The sequence below is a fragment of the Streptomyces sp. NPDC002640 genome, from assembly GCF_053592575.1.
Genome location: NZ_JBSFVZ010000004.1, coordinates 293,151 through 307,897 on the forward strand (window position 1 = coordinate 293,151; position 14,747 = coordinate 307,897).

General features: G+C 71.8%; 12 protein-coding genes. 6 read left to right on the forward strand and 6 right to left on the reverse strand.

What is annotated here, in order from left to right; genetic code table 11:
- Positions 1-147: 147 nt before the first annotated feature.
- On the reverse strand, positions 148-1,560 hold the full coding sequence (locus tag ACWD3O_RS07905) for a cation:dicarboxylate symporter family transporter (protein WP_451415186.1): 1,413 nt from the start codon (positions 1,558-1,560) through the stop codon (positions 148-150).
- A gap of 204 nt (positions 1,561-1,764) precedes the next feature.
- Here ACWD3O_RS07905 and ACWD3O_RS07910 point away from each other — a divergent pair, with 204 nt between their 5' ends.
- Positions 1,765-2,406 (forward strand): helix-turn-helix domain-containing protein, encoded by a 642-nt coding sequence (locus ACWD3O_RS07910; RefSeq protein WP_451415187.1) that lies wholly within the window; start codon positions 1,765-1,767, stop codon positions 2,404-2,406.
- A 130-nt stretch (positions 2,407-2,536) separates the two neighbouring features.
- On the opposite strand, the gene ACWD3O_RS07915 is transcribed toward ACWD3O_RS07910, so the two are convergent.
- Entirely contained in the window at positions 2,537-3,562 is a 1,026-nt protein-coding gene (locus ACWD3O_RS07915; protein WP_451415188.1) for an ATP-dependent 6-phosphofructokinase, read from the reverse strand.
- Positions 3,563-3,844: 282 nt separating this feature from the next.
- Between ACWD3O_RS07915 and pta the strand changes: the two genes are divergently transcribed.
- From pta to pyk, 3 genes are all read left to right on the forward strand, one after another.
- A complete protein-coding gene (gene pta, locus ACWD3O_RS07920; RefSeq protein ID WP_451415189.1) occupies positions 3,845-5,956 on the forward strand; it encodes a phosphate acetyltransferase in 2,112 nt (703 codons plus the stop codon).
- Positions 5,953-7,182 (forward strand): acetate kinase, encoded by a 1,230-nt coding sequence (locus ACWD3O_RS07925; protein ID WP_451415190.1) that lies wholly within the window; start codon positions 5,953-5,955, stop codon positions 7,180-7,182. Before pta ends, ACWD3O_RS07925 begins: the two co-directional genes overlap by 4 nt.
- 70 nt (positions 7,183-7,252) lie before the next feature.
- Positions 7,253-8,692 carry a pyruvate kinase gene (gene pyk, locus ACWD3O_RS07930; protein WP_451415191.1) on the forward strand — a complete coding sequence of 480 codons (1,440 nt, stop codon included), beginning with the start codon at positions 7,253-7,255 and terminating at the stop codon, positions 8,690-8,692.
- 76 nt (positions 8,693-8,768) lie between these two features.
- Here the strand turns inward: pyk and ACWD3O_RS07935 are convergent, their stop codons facing one another.
- From ACWD3O_RS07935 to ACWD3O_RS07950, 4 genes are all read right to left on the reverse strand, one after another.
- Positions 8,769-10,469, reverse strand: coding sequence for an acyl-CoA mutase large subunit family protein (locus ACWD3O_RS07935; protein WP_451415192.1), 1,701 nt, complete (start codon positions 10,467-10,469; stop codon positions 8,769-8,771).
- Positions 10,470-10,560: 91 nt separating this feature from the next.
- Positions 10,561-10,902, reverse strand: coding sequence for a DUF3817 domain-containing protein (locus ACWD3O_RS07940; protein ID WP_451415193.1), 342 nt, complete (start codon positions 10,900-10,902; stop codon positions 10,561-10,563).
- 87 nt (positions 10,903-10,989) lie between these two features.
- Positions 10,990-11,499 carry a MarR family winged helix-turn-helix transcriptional regulator gene (locus ACWD3O_RS07945; protein WP_451410460.1) on the reverse strand — a complete coding sequence of 170 codons (510 nt, stop codon included), beginning with the start codon at positions 11,497-11,499 and terminating at the stop codon, positions 10,990-10,992.
- A 25-nt stretch (positions 11,500-11,524) separates the two neighbouring features.
- Positions 11,525-12,154, reverse strand: a complete 630-nt coding sequence (locus ACWD3O_RS07950; RefSeq protein ID WP_451410459.1) for a TetR/AcrR family transcriptional regulator — start codon at positions 12,152-12,154, stop codon at positions 11,525-11,527.
- 223 nt (positions 12,155-12,377) lie between these two features.
- On the opposite strand from ACWD3O_RS07950, the gene ACWD3O_RS07955 reads away from it, so the two are divergent.
- Positions 12,378-13,358 carry a tetratricopeptide repeat protein gene (locus tag ACWD3O_RS07955; RefSeq protein WP_451415194.1) on the forward strand — a complete coding sequence of 327 codons (981 nt, stop codon included), beginning with the start codon at positions 12,378-12,380 and terminating at the stop codon, positions 13,356-13,358.
- Positions 13,359-14,048: 690 nt separating this feature from the next.
- Positions 14,049-14,678 (forward strand): DUF6230 family protein, encoded by a 630-nt coding sequence (locus tag ACWD3O_RS07960; RefSeq protein WP_451410457.1) that lies wholly within the window; start codon positions 14,049-14,051, stop codon positions 14,676-14,678.
- The last annotated feature ends 69 nt before the right edge of the window (positions 14,679-14,747 follow it).

Below are 14,747 nucleotides of genomic sequence, written 5' to 3' on the forward strand. Positions count from 1 at the left end.
CACTCCCGCCCGGATACACTTCGCTCAGTAGACTTGCGTCGCGAATTCATTGAAGAAGTCGCGAATGAACAAAGATAGACGACGAAATCCCCCGGGACCAATTCCCGGGGGATTTTCTGTGCGCCGGCCGGGCGGACCGGGCGCGCGTCAGGCCTTGGCGAGCGCCTTGTCGTCGTCGGCCGCCGCCGCGGGCGGGTTCGCCGGGGCGCCGTGTCCGTCGTGACCGTCGAGCAGGGTGCGCTCGTCGAAGGGCAGCTCACCGGCGAGGACGCGCCGGACCCGGTCCTTGTCGACCTCCTTGGTCCAGGTGCCGATCAGCAGCGTGGCCACCGCGTTTCCGGCGAAGTTGGTCAGCGCGCGGGCCTCGCTCATGAAGCGGTCGATGCCGACGATCATGCCGACGCCGTCCACCAGCTCGGGCTTGTGCGACTGCAGCGCGCCGGCCAGCGTGGCCAGGCCCGCGCCGGTCACCCCGGCGGCGCCCTTGGAGGCCACCATCATGAAGAGCAGCAGCGTGATCTGCTGGCCGATCGTCATCGGGTCGCCCATGGCCTCGGCGATGAACAGCGACGCCATGGTCAGGTAGATCATCGTGCCGTCGAGGTTGAAGGAGTAACCGGTCGGCACGGTGATGCCGACCACCGGGCGGCTGACGCCCAGGTGCTCCATCTTGGCGATCAGTCGCGGCAGGGCCGACTCGGAGGAGGAGGTCGAGAAGATGAGCAGGAATTCGCGGCCGAGGTACTTCAGCAGGCTGAACAGATTGACCTTGGCGACGATTCTCACCAGCGCGCCCAGCACCACCAGGACGAACAGCGCGCAGGTGACGTAGAAACCGATCATGATGGCGGCCAGCGCCTTGAGGGCGTCGACGCCGGTCTCGCCGACCACCGCGGCGATGGCGCCGAAGGCGCCCACCGGAGCCGCCCACATGATCATGGCGAGGATGCGGAAGACCAGCCGCTGGATGTGCTCGACACCGCGCAGGATCGGCTCCCCCGCGCCGCCCATCGTCTGCAGCGCGAAGCCGGCGAGCAGGGCGACCAGCAGGGTCTGCAGGACGACGCCCTCGGTGAAGGCGGAGACCAGCGTGGTGGGGATGATGCCGAGCAGGAAGTCGGTCATCGTGGTCTCGGAGCCGGCCGCGGCCTGCTCCTGGCCGATGCCCTTGGCCGCCTCGGTGAGCTCCACGCCGCCGCCCGGGTGGACGACGTTGCCGACGACCAGGCCGATGGCGAGCGCGACGAAGGACATCGTCACGAAGTAGCCGAGGGCGAGACCGCCCACCTTGCCGACCTTGGCCGCCTTCCGCACCGAGCCGATGCCCAGCACGATGGTGCAGAAGATGATCGGGGAGATCATCATCTTGATCAGCCCGACGAAGGCGGTGCCTATCGGCTTGAGCTCCACGGCGATGTCGGGGGCGACGAGCCCGAGGGTGATGCCGAGCACCACCGCGATCACGACCGCGATGTAGAGGTAGTGCGTGCGGTCCCGTCGGGGTTTCTCGGCCGAGCCGGCCGAGCCGGCCGAGCCCTGGGCGGGCGGCGTGCTGGTCATGGAAGGCCTCCTGGACAACCTTGTGGGGGAAAAGCGTCCGACGATGCTTGCACATGACATGCAGCGCCGGACGATCACCCAAGGTGGCGCGGGAGCGGCTCGCGCGGCCGGACCCCTGTCCATGACGAGACAGATCCTTACCGGAAGTAATCAGATATGAGCAACGGGTCGTGAGGCCATCCGCCCGCTCCTAGCGTGTGCAGCGTGCACAGATCTACCGCCGCCTCCTTCGACGCCGCCGCCGCGCACCGCATCCGCACCGCCCTCGGGCTCGGTCCCGAGGAGGTCGCCCACGGCATGCGCACCGCCTTCGGTCTCGGTCATGTGACGCCCGAGCTGGTCACCGCCTGGGAACGGGGTGAAGTCCGGCCCGGGCGGGACGAGTTGACCGGGCTCGCCGGAATGCTCTGGTGCTCCCCCGCCGACCTGGCCGGGCGTCCGCGCACCCTGCGCGAGCACCGGCTCGCCCGCGGTCTCACCCCGGAGGAGGTGGCGTCGGCGATCGGGCTGGACGTCCTCGCCTACCTCCGCATGGAGCAGGAGAACGTCTGGCGCGGCGGGGACCGGCCGACCCAGCTGCTGCGCGGGCTGTTCCGGCTCGGCCAGGCTGACCTGGTCGGCATCTGCGGCCGCCACGCGAAACTCTCACTCCTCCTCCGTGAGACCTTCACGGCCCGCGGCTCGGGGACCGCCCGCGCCGTGGCCCGCACCGCCTCGCTGGACCGCCGGGTCGTCGACGCGGCCCTGCGGCGGCTGCGGGCCGGGCACACCGCGGCGCCGGACCCGGAGGCCTTCGCCGCGCAGGCGGTGGACCGCTTCTGGGAGGCGGTCCGGGCGAGCGCCTAGACAGAGGAGAAGGGCCGCGCCCCGGGCGGGGGCGCGGCCCCGGCGGGGCGCGACCCCGGCGGGGCGCGACCCCGGCGGGGCGCGACCCCGGCGGGGCGCGACCCCGGCGGGGCGCGGCCCGGGAGGCCGGTCAGAAGACCGACTCGGCCTCCTCCATCCGGCTCGCCGGCACGTGCTTCAGCTCGGCGGTGGCCTCCGCCAGGGGGACCATCACGATCTCCGTGCCGCGCAGGGAGGTCATCATGCCGGACACCCCGCGGTGCGCCGCCTCCACGGCGTGCCAGCCGAACCGGGTGGCCAGCACCCGGTCGTAGGCGGTGGGGGTGCCGCCGCGCTGGACGTGGCCGAGGATCACCGGCCGCGCCTCCTTGCCCAGGCGCCGCTCCAGCTCGCGGGCGAGGGCGGTGCCGATGCCCTGGAACCGCTCGTGGCCGTACTGGTCGATCTCGCCCTTGCGGTAGTCCATGCTCCCCTCGGCGGGGTGGGCGCCCTCGGCGACGCAGATCACCGCGAACTTCTTGCCCCGGGAGAACCGCGCCTCGACCATCTCCACCAGGTCGGCGGGGTCGAACGGACGCTCCGGCAGGCAGATGCCGTGGGCGCCGGCCGACATGCCGGACTCCAGCGCGATCCATCCTGCGTGACGTCCCATCACCTCGACGACCATCACCCGCTGGTGGGACTCCGCGGTCGTCTTCAGCCGGTCCATCGCCTCCGTCGCGACCGTGACGGCCGTGTCGAAGCCGAAGGTGCGGTCGGTGGAGGAGATGTCGTTGTCGATGGTCTTCGGCACGCCGACGATGGGCATGCCCGCCTCGGCCAGCATGCTGGCGGCGGTCAGGGTGCCCTCACCGCCGATCGGGATCAGCACGTCGATGCCGAACCGGTTGGCGGTCTCGCGGACCTCGCGGCAGGCCTCCTGCAGCCGGGCCCTGGGGAGCCGGGAGGAGCCCAGTATCGTGCCGCCGCGGGCCAGGATGCCGCTGACGGCGTCCAGGTCGAGGTTGCGGTAACGCCCGTCCAGCAGGCCCTCGTAGCCGTCCTCGAAGCCGATGACCTCGTCGTCGTACTGGGAGATGGCGCGGTGCACCACGGAACGGATCACCGCGTTGAGGCCGGGGCAGTCGCCGCCGGCGGTAAGTACTCCGATGCGCATGCCGCTCCCGCGTCTCGCCGGTTCCGCCGATCCCGATTCTTCCACGCGGCCCGCGAGTACCCGACCCCACGACGCGTATCCCTCGCCCCACCGGTTCCGCGAACCGTCGCGCCGCCCCGCCCCGACGGCGCCGCACGCCCCGCCCCCGTACGCGGGGAGCCGTCCCCCGCCCGGCGTAGGCGGGCCCACCCCCAGCCCCCCGGCGGGGGACGATGTTTGACAGGCTGGCCCAGAGGCACCGGAACCGGAGCCAGGCGCCAACCGCACAGGAACGGAGACCGCGTGACGCGCAGCGTGTACGTGACCGGCATCGACCGGGGGGACGGCCGCCAGGTCGTGGACCTGGGGGTGATGGAACTCCTCACCCGCCAGGTCGACCGCGTCGGCGTCTTCCGCCCCCTCGTCCACGACGGCCCCGACCGCCTCTTCGAACTGCTGCGCGCCCGCTACCGGCTGGGCCAGGACCCGGCCACCGCCTTCGGCATGTCCTACGAGGAGGCGTCCACCCTCCAGGCGGAACGCGGCATGGACGAACTCGTCGCCGCGCTGGTCACCCGGTTCCACGCCGCCGCGGAGGCGTACGAGGTCGTCCTGGTCCTCGGCACCGACTTCGCCGCCGAGAACATCCCCGACGAGCTGGCCCTCAACGCCCGCCTGGCCAACGAGTTCGGCGCCTCGGTGATCGGTGTGGTGGGCGGCCGGGGCCATCCCGCGGAGGCGGTGGCGGCGGAGGTCCGCAACGCCTCCCGCGCCTACCGGGACCTCGGCTGCGACGTGCTCGCCATGATCGCCAATCGGGTGACCCCGGAGGACCGCGACGCCGTGGCGTCCCTGCTCGACGCGCGGCTCGGTCTGCCCGGCTACGTGATCCCGGACGAGCCCGCCCTGGCCGCCCCCACCGTGGGGCAGATCGTCCAGACCCTGGACGCCGAGGTGCTGCTCGGTGACGCGGCGGGCCTCGCCCGCGACGCGCTCGGCTTCGTCTTCGGCGGCGCCACCCTGCCCAACCTGCTCAAGGCCCTCACCCCCGGCTGCCTGATCATCGCCCCCGGCGACCGCGCCGACCTGGTGATGGGCGCGCTGGCCGCGCACAGCGCAGGCTCCCCGCCCATCGCCGGCGTGCTGCTCACCCTCGGCATGCACCCCGATCCGGACCTGATGGCGCTGGCCGCCCGCCTCGCCCCCGGCACTCCCGTGCTCTCCGTCCGGGAGAACAGCTTCCCCACCGCGGCGCGCCTGTTCACGCTGGAGGGGAAGCTCAACGCCGCCACCCCGCGCAAGGCGGAGACCGCGCTGGGCCTCTTCGAGCGTCACGTCGACATCGGCCGGCTGCGTTCGCTGGTCTCCGCGCCCAGCAGCGGCCGGGTCACGCCGATGATGTTCGAGCACAACCTGATCGAGCGGGCCCGCGCGGACAAGCGCCGGGTGGTGCTCCCGGAGGGCACCGAGGAGCGGGTGCTGCGCGCCGCCGAGGTGCTGCTGCGCCGCAGGGTGTGCGAGCTGACCCTGCTGGGGCCGGCCGAGCAGATCCGCAGGAAGGCCGCCGACCTGGGCCTGGACATCACCGACGCCGAGCTGGTCGACCCGGAGACGTCGGAGCTGCGCGAGTCCTTCGCGCGCCGGTACGCCGGGCTGCGCGCCCACAAGGGCGTCGACGTGGACCTGGCCCGTGACGTGGTCGCCGACGTCAACTACTTCGGCACCCTGATGGTGCTGGACGGCTTCGCCGACGGCATGGTCTCCGGCTCGGTGCACTCCACCGCGGCGACCATCCGCCCCGCCTTCGAGGTGATCAAGACCCGCCCCGACGCGGACCTGGTCTCCTCCGTCTTCTTCATGTGCCTGGCCGACCGGGTGCTGGTCTACGGCGACTGCGCGGTCAACCCGGATCCGGACGCGCGGCAGCTCGCCGACATCGCCCTGCAGTCGGCGGAGACCGCCGCCCACTTCGGGGTGGAGCCGAGGATCGCGATGCTCTCGTACTCGACCGGCGCCTCCGGCTCGGGCGCGGACGTGGAGAAGGTCCGCCGGGCCACCGAGATCGTCCGGGAGCGCCGCCCCGACCTGCCGGTCGAGGGGCCGATCCAGTACGACGCCGCCGTGGAGCCCACGGTGGCGGCGACCAAGCTGCCCGGTTCGCCCGTCGCGGGCCAGGCCACGGTGCTGATCTTCCCTGACCTCAACACGGGCAACAACACCTACAAGGCGGTCCAGCGCTCGGCCGGCGCGATCGCCGTCGGCCCGGTGCTCCAGGGCCTGCGCAAGCCGGTCAACGACCTCTCCCGGGGCGCCCTGGTGCAGGACATCGTGAACACCGTCGCGATCACGGCCGTCCAGGCGCAGCAGCCCGCCGCACTCGACACCGACCGCCCGCGGAAGGGGAGCCGCTCATGACCGCCACCCGTGTCCTCGTCCTCAACACCGGTTCGTCCTCGGTGAAGTACCAGCTCCTGGACATGTCCGACCGGAGCCGTCTGGCGGTCGGACTGGTCGAGCGGATCGGCGAGGAGAACGGCCGGATCAAGCACACGCTGGTGCACGGCCCCGGGGGCGGGGCGCGCACCCGCGAGACCACCGGGCCGGTGCCGGACCACGGGGCCGCGCTGGAGGCCGTCTCCGAGGAGCTGTCGCGGGACGGGCTGGGGCTGGACTCCCCGGACCTGGCCGCCATCGGCCACCGTGTGGTGCACGGGGGGAAGCGTTTCACCGAGCCCACGCTGATCGACACCGCGGTGGTCGACGAGATCGAGCGGCTCTCCCCGGTGGCCCCGCTGCACAACCCGGCCAACCTGACCGGCATCCGCACCGCCCAGAAGCTGCGGCCGGACCTGCCGCAGGTGGCGGTCTTCGACACCGCCTTCCACGCCACCATGCCGGAGGCCGCGGCCCGCTACGCCATCGACGTGGAGACGGCGGACCGCCACCGGGTGCGCCGCTACGGCTTCCACGGCACCTCGCACGCCTTCGTCTCGCGCGCCGCGGCCGAACTGCTCGGCAAGGAGCCGTCCGAGGTCAACGTGATCGTGCTGCACCTGGGCAACGGCGCCTCGGCGTCGGCGGTGCGCGGCGGACGGTGCGTGGAGACGTCGATGGGGCTCACCCCGCTGGAGGGCCTGGTGATGGGCACCCGGTCCGGGGACCTCGACCCGGCGGTGGTCTTCCACCTGATGCGGGTGGGCGGCATGACGGCCGACGAGATCGACGAGCTGCTGAACAAGCGGTCCGGGCTGGTGGGGCTCTGCGGCGACAACGACATGCGGGAGATCCGCCGGCGGGTCGACGCGGGCGACGAGGCCGCGGCCCTGGCCTTCGACATCTACGTGCACCGGCTGCGCAAGTACATCGGGGCCTACTACGCGGTACTCGGCACCGTGGACGTGGTCGCCTTCACCGCCGGCGTGGGCGAGAACTCCGCGCCGGTGCGGGCCGCCGCCCTGGCCGGGCTCGAGGGGATGGGCCTCGCGGTGGACGAGGAGCGCAACCAGGCCCGCGGTGACGGCCCCCGGCTGATCTCGCCGCCGCACACCCCGGTCGCGGTCGCCGTGGTGCCCACCGACGAGGAGCTGGAGATCGCGGCCCGGACCTACGAACTGGTGACGGGCGTCCCGCAGACACTGTGAGAGCGGGTGCGGCCGCAAGCTACCCCCGGGTATTTATTCCGCTGCGAAACAAACGGATAGGATTCCTTCCATGCGCCGTTCCAAGATCGTCTGTACTCTCGGCCCCGCGGTCGACTCCCACGAGCAACTGGTCGCGCTGATCGAAGCGGGGATGAACGTCGCCCGCTTCAACTTCAGCCATGGCACCCATGCGGAACATCAGGGCCGCTACGACAGGGTGCGCGCAGCATCCCAGGAGACCGGCCGCCCGGTGGGCGTCCTGGCCGACCTCCAGGGCCCGAAGATCCGGCTGGAGACCTTCGCCGAAGGCCCCGTGGAGCTGGTGCGGGGCGACGAGTTCACCATCACCACCGAGGACGTGCCGGGCGACAGGTCGATCTGCGGCACGACCTACAAGGGCCTGCCCGGTGACGTCGGCCGCGGCGACCAGATCCTGATCAACGACGGCAACGTCGAGCTGAAGGTCCTGGACGTGGAGGGTCCGCGGGTGCGGACCATCGTGATCGAGGGCGGGGTGATCTCCGACCACAAGGGCATCAACCTGCCGGGCACGGCGGTGAACGTGCCGGCGCTCTCCGAGAAGGACGTCGAGGACCTGCGGTTCGCCCTGCGGATGGGCTGCGACCTGGTCGCCCTCTCCTTCGTGCGGGACGCCGACGACGTGCGCGACGTCCACAAGGTGATGGACGAGGAGGGCCGCCGGGTCCCCGTCGTCGCCAAGGTGGAGAAGCCGCAGGCGGTGGAGAACATGGAGGCCGTGGTGGCGGCCTTCGACGGCGTGATGGTGGCCCGCGGCGACCTGGCCGTGGAGTATCCGCTGGAGCGGGTCCCGATGGTGCAGAAGCGCCTGGTGGAGCTCTGCCGCCGCAACGCCAAGCCGGTGATCGTGGCGACCCAGATGATGGAGTCGATGATCACCAACTCCCGTCCGACCCGCGCCGAGGCCTCCGACGTGGCCAACGCGATCCTGGACGGCGCCGACGCGGTGATGCTCTCCGCCGAGTCGAGCGTGGGCTCGTACCCGGTTGAGACGGTGCGGACCATGTCCCGGATCGTCCAGGCGGCCGAGGAGGAGCTGCTCTCCAAGGGCCTGCAGCCGCTGGTGCCGGGCAAGAAGCCGCGGACCCAGGGCGGTTCGGTGGCCCGGGCGGCCGCCGAGATCGCCGACTTCCTCGGCGGCAAGGGCCTGGTCGCCTTCACCAAGTCGGGCGACACCGCCCGCCGCCTGTCCCGTTACCGGGCCGCGCAGCCGATCCTCGCCTTCACCACCGAGGAGTCGACCCGCAACCAGCTCTGCCTGAGCTGGGGCGTGGAGCCGCACGTGGTGCCGTTCGTCAACAGCACCGACGAGATGGTCGAGCTGGTCGACCGGGAGCTGCTGCGGCTCAACCGCTTCGCTTCCGGCGACACCATGGTCATCACGGCCGGTTCGCCCCCCGGCGTCCCCGGCACCACCAACATGGTCCGGGTGCACCACCTGGGCGCCGAGGGCGCCGACGCCGCGAACTGACGCCGCTCCCCCGGCACCGGTCCGCCGACGCCCCCGCCGCCCTCTCCGGGCGGCGGGGGCGTCGGCGCCGTCGGGGTCAGAAGCCCGCCGGCTCCGTGTAGACGCCCCACTCGTCGCGGAGCACGTCGCAGATCTCGCCCAGCGTGGCCTCGGCGCGGACCGCCTCGACCATCGGCTCGATCATGTTGGCCCCGGAGCGCGCCGCGGCCAGCATCGCGTCGAGCGCCGTGCGCACGGCCGCCTCGTCCCGGGCGGCGCGCCGCCCGGTGAGCGCGCGCACCTGCTCGCGCTCCACCTCGTGGCTGACCCGCAGGATCTCCAGGTCGCCGGTGACCGAGCCGGTGTGGGCGTTGACGCCGACGACCCTCTTCTCGCCCTTCTCCAGCGACTGCTGGTAGCGGAAGGCCGCCTCGGCGATCTCGCCGGTGAACCAGCCGTCCTCGATGCCCCGCAGGATGCCGGAGGTGATCGGGCCGATCGGGTGGTTGCCGTCGGGGTGGGCCCGCAGGCCGCGTTCCCTTATCTGCTCGAAGATCTTCTCGGCGTCCGCCTCGATGCGGTCGGTGAGCTGCTCCACGTACCAGGAGCCGCCCAGCGGGTCCGCCACGTTGGCGACGCCGGTCTCCTCCATCAGCACCTGCTGGGTGCGCAGGGCGATCTCCGCCGCCTGCTCGCTGGGCAGCGCCAGGGTCTCGTCGAGGGCGTTGGTGTGCAGCGAGTTGGTCCCGCCGAGGACCGCGGCCAGGGCCTCGACGGCCGTGCGGACCACGTTGTTGTACGGCTGCTGCGCGGTGAGCGAGACGCCGGCGGTCTGGGTGTGGAACCGCAGCCACTGGGCCTTCTCGGTCCTCGCCCCGTAGACGTCGCGCATCCAGCGGGCCCAGATGCGGCGGGCGGCGCGGAACTTCGCGATCTCCTCGAAGAAGTCCACGTGCGCGTCGAAGAAGAAGCTGAGGCCGGGCGCGAACACGTCCACGTCCAGGCCGCGGCTGAGGCCCAGCTCGACGTAGCCGAAGCCGTCGGCCAGCGTGTACGCCAGCTCCTGCGCGGCCGTGGAACCGGCCTCGCGGATGTGGTAGCCGGAGACGGAGAGCGGCTTGTACGCCGGGATCCGCTCGGCGCAGTACTCCATCAGGTCGCCGATCAGGCGCAGGTGGGGCTCGGGCTCGAAGAGCCACTCCTTCTGCGCGATGTACTCCTTGAAGATGTCCGTCTGCAGCGTGCCGTTGAGCACCGACGGGTCGACGCCCTGGCGCTCGGCGGCCACCAGGTACATGCAGAAGACCGGGACGGCCGGGCCGCTGATGGTCATCGAGGTGGTGACGTCGCCCAGCGGGATGCCCCGGAAGAGGACCTCCATGTCGGCGGCGGAGTCGATGGCGACGCCGCAGTGGCCCACCTCGCCCAGCGAGCGGGCGTCGTCGGAGTCCCGGCCCATCAGGGTCGGCATGTCGAACGCCACCGACAGGCCCCCGCCGCCGTTGGCGAGGATCATCTTGTAGCGCTCGTTGGTCTGCTCGGCGTTGCCGAAGCCGGCGAACTGGCGGATGGTCCAGGTGCGGCCCCGGTAGCCGGTCGGGTGGAGGCCCCGGGTGAAGGGGTACTCACCCGGCCAGCCGATCCGCTCGAAGCCCTGGTAGACGTCCCCCGGGCGCGGTCCGTAGACCGGCTCGACGGTGTCCCCGGAGAGCGTGGTGAAGTCCGCGTCCCGCTTGCGGGCGGCGTCGTACCGGGCCTGCCAGCGACGGCGGCCCTCCTCGATGGCGTCAGCGTCCATACCTACAAGTTACTTGGACGTCCTAGTAAATGTCGACGCACAGGGCCGCGCCCGGGTGAGCGCGGCCCGAAGGAGGGGGTTGCCGGTGCGGTCAGACCTTGGCGGGCGCGGGGGCGCCGGCGTCGGCGATCCGCGGCTCCAGCTCCTTGACGATCTTCCGCTCCACGAAGAAGGCGGCGGTGGGGATCGTGCCCGCGAGCAGGACCCAGAGCTGCTTGGTCACCGGCCACTTCGCCTTGGAGCCCAGATCGAAGGCGAAGATCAGGTACACCACGTACAGCCAGCCGTGGGCGAGGCTCACCACGTAGGTGAAGCCGTCGGCGCCGTCGATCTTCAGCAGGTACTTGGCGATCATGCCGACGCAGAGCAGGATCAGCAGCACACCCGTGATGTAGGCCATCGCGCGGTAACGGGTCAGCACGGCTTTCTTCATGCCTACGAGAGTAACCGCGGATTTTGCGCGATCTTGACCCACCCCCCGTACCCACCCCCCGTACCCCCCCGTAAGGAGGACGGACGGTCAGGCGTCCTCGAAATCCCCCGCCGCGACCCGCAGCGGCCGCAGCAGCGCGAAGATCTCGCCGCACTCCTCGTCGTCGTACACGCCCAGCCCGAAGTCCATGGCCATCAGGTCGCGCGTGGCCGCCTCGACCACCTCGCGGCCCTTGTCGGTGATGCCCGCCAGGGTGCCGCGGCCGTCGTCGGGGTTGGGCCGCTTGGACACCAGTCCGGAGCGGACCAGGCGGTCCACCGTGTTGGTCACCGAGGTCGGGTGGACCATCAGCCGCTCGCCGATCTTGGACATCGGCAGCTCCCCGCTCTTGGAGAAGGTGAGCAGCACCAGCGCCTCGTACCGCGCGAAGGTCAGCCCGTAGGGCTTGACGACGGCGTCCACCTCGGCCAGCAGGATCTGGTGGGCGCGCATGATCGAGGTGATGGCGCCCATCGAGGGCACGCCGCCCCACCGCTGCTTCCACAGTTCGTCGGCGCGCGCGATGGGGTCGAAGGCAAGGCTGAGCGGCTTCGGCACGGGGCCGACGATACCCGCAGGTACGTCACGGGGAGGGCGGGGAGCCCAGGCCGGCCAGCAGCAGGGCGGTGAAGTCCCGGGCCCAGGCCGCGTCCACCGGCCCGGCGCTCACCAGACCGCGGTGCACCACGGCCCCGGCCACCACGTCGAAGACCAGGTCGACGGAGCGTTCGGCCGCCCGCGGGTCAGGATCCGCCGGCAGTTCGCCGCGCCGCTGGGCCCGGCTCCTGCCCTCCCGGACCAGCCGCTTCTGCCGCTCCACGATCGAGGTGCGGATCCGCTCGCGCAGCGACGCGTCCACGGTCGACTCGGCGACCAGGGCCATCAGCCCGCTGCGCGCCTCCGGCCGGGCGAGGATCTGGGCGAACCGCAGGACCACGCCCTCGATGTCGGCGGCCAGGCTGCCCCGGTCGGGGAGTTCCAGCTCGTCGAAGAGCTCGGCCACCGCGTCCACGACCAGGTCGTTCTTGCCGGGCCAGCGGCGGTAGAGGGTGGTCTTGGCGACGCCGGCCCGCAGGGCCACGTCGCCGAGGGTGAGCCGCGACCAGCCGAGCTCGACCAGCGCCTCGCGGGTGGCGGCGAGGATCGCGGCGTCGGCCGCCGCGCTGCGGGGCCGGCCGGTACGGGAGGCGGGCGTACGGCTACGGCTGGACATGGCACACGACGATACGGCCGTGAGGCCGATCACGACGGGCGCGATGGGCGTCCGGCCGCCGAATCGTTACGCTACGACTCGTAGCGAAAGCCGGGTCCGCCCGGCGAGCGACAACCACGTCAGGCGCCAGGTGGGGACCCGGTGCCGAACACCAGGGCGATACGCCCGGCCGCCGACGGCGAACGGTTACCACCGGGGTGCGCCGTCGGGGGAGGATAGGCGCATGCAGCCACGGAACATGTCCATGAGCGGAGTCGTCGACCTCGCCGCCGTCAAGGCGGCCCAGGAGGCCAAGGCCAAGGCGGAGCAGGCGCGCGCCCAGGCCGCCCGCCAGGGCGGGGGCGGAGCCGTCTCCCCCGCCGACCTCGTATACGACGTCGACGAGGCCGCCTTCGAGCGCGACGTCCTGCAGAAGTCCACCGAGGTGCCCGTCGTCCTCGACTTCTGGGCCGAGTGGTGCCAGCCGTGCAAGCAGCTCAGCCCGGTGCTGGAGCGGCTGGCCGTCGAGTACAACGGCCGGTTCGTGCTGGCCAAGGTGGACGTCGACGCCAACCAGATGCTGATGCAGCAGTTCGGGATCCAGGGCATCCCGGCGGTCTTCGCGGTGGTCGCCGGCCAGGCGCTGCCGCTCTTCCAGGGGGCGGCCCCCGAGACCCAGATCCGCGAGACCCTCGACCAGCTGATCGCGGTCGGCGAGCAGCGGTTCGGCCTGACCGGCCTGACCGTCGACCCGGAGGCCGAGCCGGGCGGCGGCGGGGCCGGCGCCGCCGCGGCGGTGCCCCAGGGCCCGCACGACGCGACCCTCGAGGCGGCGGCCTCGGCGCTGGACGCCGGGGACCTGGGCGGGGCGATCCGCGCGTACGAGAACGTGCTCTCCGACGACCCGGGCAACGAGGAGGCCAAGCTGGGCCTGGCCCAGGCGCGGCTGCTCGAGCGCGTCCAGCACATGGACCCGCAGACGGTGCGCCGCGAGGCCGCCGAGAAGCCGGCCGACCCGGCGGCCCAGATCGCCGCGGCCGACCTGGACATGGTGGGCGGTCATGTCGCGGACGCCTTCGGTCGGTTGACGGAGGCCGTGCGGCGGACCGCCGGTGAGGACCGGGAGGCCCTGCGCCTGCGGCTGCTGGAGCTGTTCGACGTCGTCGGCGGCGAGGACCCGCGGGTGGTGGCCGCGCGGCGTGCGCTGGCGCGCGCGCTGTTCTAGCGGCGGACCCGAAGGGCGGTGCCGGAACCTGTCCGGCACCGCCCTTCGGCGTTTCGGCGGCCGGGACGCGGGGAAGACATGGCGCCGCCGTGAAGGAGCCCGCTCCGGCCCGCTCCAGAGCTGCGTTGCGGCCACGCTTTACCAAATCTTGGCACACCGCCCAGGGGTTACTGGCAGTAAATGCCTGCCTGCGATCCGCCCGAGTCCGCCGCGATTCACCCCCCTTTGCCCCGATTTGCCGGGCAACCCTGCGTCGCGGAGTCCGACGGGACGGGTGATCCCCGGCCATCGCGCCGTTACCAGCGGGTAACGAGACCCCTTGCGGGGGCGCGCAGAATGCACAACGATCGGCGACGCTCGGTCCTGTTCCGTACGCCCGACAACCAATCGTGCGCACGGGAACCAGGGTCCCCACCGGGCATGGGCGGCGTCACCGTGACGCCGTGCCTAGGACAGGGGGGTCTTCGCCCGTGGCGGAGCCTGTCCGAAAAGGTCGCACGGGATCACCTGTCCGGTGCGGCCAGTGGTTGTCGCTCGGGGGTGATCGCCGGTGATTCGGGCGCGTACCGCGCCGTACGAGAACAGGCGCTCTCCTTCCCGAGGACGTAGCACTTCTCCCATCCCTGCCCGGCCCGAGCCGCCTTCAGTGGCAGCCGGGACCAGGAGATGTACGTCCGAGAAGGAGGACATATGCAGTCCCAGCTGCGTGGCGGTACCAGATGGAAGCGGTTCGCCGTCGTCATGGTGCCCAGCATCGCCGCCACCGCCGCGATAGGCGTCGGCCTGTCGCAGGGCGCGCTCGCCGCGTCGTTCAGCGTCTCCGGCCAGTCGTTCAAGGTGACCGCCGACCGTCTCGACGGCACCGGCTTCAACCAGTACGGCTCGATGGACAAGGGCGTCACCCTCGAGGGCAAGGAGACGTACCACCCGGTCGCGGTCTCCGCCTTCAAGACGGCGACGATCCAGAACATGTGCCAGTCCGTCGTGACGCCGCACGTTCCGGTCTTCGGCAACATCAGCCTGCGGCTCACCGCGGGTACCGGTGACACGCCGGTCAAGGCCGAGAACCTGTACATCGACGTCGAGAGCCTCCAGACGACGGCGGCGCAGTTCAAGAACATCGACATCGGTGTGGCGGCCGGCCAGTCCACCAAGGGTCCGGAGCTCTCCGCGGGGGCCAACCCCAACGGCTTCGCCCAGCAGGCCGACTCGGTCACGCTGACCGGCGTCAAGCAGACGGCGTGGGCCACCACCGCCGGCACCTTCAACCTCAGCAACCTGAACATGTCGCTGAAGACGGGTGTCCACGAGTGCTACTAGGCACTCGCTGACGAGCGAGGGAGCCGCCCGGCTCCCCCGCTCGTCCCAGCCCCACGCACCACCACACTC

Bases quoted from the DNA above. Each gene is read 5' to 3' on its own strand.
- ACWD3O_RS07925 (WP_451415190.1), top strand. From the start codon at position 5,953: ATGACCGCCACCCGTGTCCTCGTCCTCAACACCGGTTCGTCCTCGGTG.
- ACWD3O_RS07960 (WP_451410457.1), top strand. From the start codon at position 14,049: ATGCAGTCCCAGCTGCGTGGCGGTACCAGATGGAAGCGGTTCGCCGTC.
- ACWD3O_RS07950 (WP_451410459.1), bottom strand. From the start codon at position 12,154: ATGTCCAGCCGTAGCCGTACGCCCGCCTCCCGTACCGGCCGGCCCCGC.
- ACWD3O_RS07915 (WP_451415188.1), bottom strand. From the start codon at position 3,562: ATGCGCATCGGAGTACTTACCGCCGGCGGCGACTGCCCCGGCCTCAAC.
- pyk (WP_451415191.1), top strand. From the start codon at position 7,253: ATGCGCCGTTCCAAGATCGTCTGTACTCTCGGCCCCGCGGTCGACTCC.
- ACWD3O_RS07940 (WP_451415193.1), bottom strand. From the start codon at position 10,902: ATGAAGAAAGCCGTGCTGACCCGTTACCGCGCGATGGCCTACATCACG.
- ACWD3O_RS07935 (WP_451415192.1), bottom strand. From the start codon at position 10,469: ATGGACGCTGACGCCATCGAGGAGGGCCGCCGTCGCTGGCAGGCCCGG.
- ACWD3O_RS07955 (WP_451415194.1), top strand. From the start codon at position 12,378: ATGCAGCCACGGAACATGTCCATGAGCGGAGTCGTCGACCTCGCCGCC.
- ACWD3O_RS07905 (WP_451415186.1), bottom strand. From the start codon at position 1,560: ATGACCAGCACGCCGCCCGCCCAGGGCTCGGCCGGCTCGGCCGGCTCG.